2 protein-coding genes are annotated in these 2,098 nt (G+C 30.7%); both read left to right on the top strand.

What is annotated here, in order from left to right; translation table 11 throughout:
- Window positions 1-156: 156 nt before the first annotated feature.
- The gene (locus tag ESU54_RS17605) at window positions 157-825 is read left to right on the top strand and encodes an SH3 domain-containing protein (RefSeq protein WP_160113311.1); all 669 of its coding nucleotides are present in this window, start codon (window positions 157-159) and stop codon (window positions 823-825) included.
- A 5-nt stretch (window positions 826-830) separates the two neighbouring features.
- The gene (locus ESU54_RS17600; RefSeq protein ID WP_111845839.1) at window positions 831-1,868 is read left to right on the top strand and encodes a PD-(D/E)XK nuclease family protein; all 1,038 of its coding nucleotides are present in this window, start codon (window positions 831-833) and stop codon (window positions 1,866-1,868) included.
- The last annotated feature ends 230 nt before the right edge of the window (window positions 1,869-2,098 follow it).

Raw genomic sequence — 2,098 nt, 5'->3', positions numbered from 1 at the left:
AGGTCGCCAAATCTTTTGATTTGGCTTTTAGAAAAATAAGATAAAACAAAATGCAAAAGATTTGGCTTGTGCATAATCCGAATGGTAATCGCTTATTTACAGCCCTACTTCTTTTATACTAAACGTTGTAAGCCATTTGACCAAACCAAGAAACATATGAAATACATTTTTACTTTCGCTTTTCTATTATTTTCATTTCTTACTTTTTCACAAAACGAATTTATTGTAAACACGGAACTTCTAAATGTCAGAAGTGGAGCAGGAACGAAATATGATGTTGTTGGTCAGGTTAAACGAAATGAAAAAGTCATTGAAATTTCCAAATCAGGTAATTGGTCAGAAATTAAAACAGACGAATTTCAAGGTTTTGTTTCATCGAAATATATTAGTTCAGTAAATGGTAAATCGGATAACGAAAAAGAAGATAGTTCAATAATCGGTTGGTTAATCGCAATAGGTATTATTGGATTTATTATTGTTAAAGTAAAAAAATTCATTTCTGGTTTGTTTTCAGGTGTTTCTTCTGGTTCAGCGCAAAGGCAAAGTTCTTCGACAAGACAATCTGTTCGTAATACTTCAAACAATAGCGCTGTTTATAGATTTAGAATTAAAGGAAGTGGTTCTGCTGGAGCTGTTAAATACGCTGATGGTATGAATGTAGAAGTTGCTGTGAATGGATTAGGTTCTCAAGGAACACCTTATAATAATATAGTGGAAAAATTGTTCGTTCAAGAGTTTGCAAGGAAATACAATATAGAACCTCGATTTCATTCCGGTATTAAAATGTTATTTAAACGCGACAGACTTGATGTAGAAAAATTATAAATCATATGAAACCAAATATTTTCAATATTGCAACCAAAGAATTAAACCAAGATGCTTTTTTAACTTGGCTTCTTCAATATTCAGACAAAGAATGTAAAAATACCAACGTACTTTTAAATACTTGTGGTAAAGAATTCATTTCAAGTTTAATACAAACTCAAATCCCAAATTTTAATGAAGAAATAGTAAATGTTGAGGCTGGAAGACAATGGCAAAACATTGATGTTTGGGCAACCATAAACGAGAAATATTTAATAATAATTGAAGATAAAACTTTCAGTTCTTTTCATTCCAACCAATTAGCACGTTATAAAAAAATCGCAGTTGATTGGTGTTTAGAAAAAAATTACATAGAACCAATTTGTGTTTACCTAAAAACTGGGAACGAATCGATGCGGAATTTAGATTTCGTAGTGAAACAAGGTTTTTCAATCTTTAAAAGACAAGATTTTTTAAAGATTTTAGAAAAATATACAGAAATAAAAAATGATATTTTTATCGACTTTAAAGAAAGACTTGCAAAATTAGAGCACTCTAATAATCAATATACAAATAAGATTATTGGCGAGTGGAATGGAGCAGATTGGCAAGGTTTCTATCAATTTTTAGAAAAAGAAATCGGTTTGATAAATTGGCATTATGTAAATAATCAAAATGGTGGATTTTGGAACGCAGTTTTAAATTGGGATTATTGGGATGTGTTTCCAGTTTATCTACAAATCGAACAAGGAAATTTATGTTTTAAAATCTCAACCGACCCTGAAGAATTAGAAATGCCTGAAAATGTTACACGAAGTCAGATACGAAACAAAATTTATCACTTAATTACAGAAAACGCAAAAAAAGAAGGTTTCGACAAAATTCAAAGACCTGACCGATTTGGACACGGGAAATATATGACTGTAGCAATTGTCAAAAAACATAATTGGCTTGGCAAAAAAGATGATAAAATTGATACTATGGAAATTGCCGAAACATTAAAAAAATATAAGCAATTTCTAAAACAAACCGTAGAAAAAAACGGCTTACAACACCGTATATAAGCTATGGCTTGGTCTGTGCCTATTTGGAAAATCTATGGTTTTCCCAAAGTTAGTTTATATTTACAGAGGTTCGTGCCAAAACACGCCACAGCTCATATACATCAACGTTGCCAGTAATTTAAAAATAACGCTATGAAAATAATAAAGTTCCTAATATTAACATTAACAATGGTCTTCTTAATTTCTTGTAACAAAGATGATGACCAAGTTAGAGAAGAGTTACCAGGAAT

The organism is Aequorivita antarctica (assembly GCF_007997155.1).
In the GTDB taxonomy this organism is placed as follows: Bacteria; Bacteroidota; Bacteroidia; order Flavobacteriales; family Flavobacteriaceae; genus Aequorivita; species Aequorivita antarctica.
The sequence above is the reverse complement of the archived record's forward strand: the minus strand, read 5'-3'. Positions and strand labels throughout refer to the sequence as shown.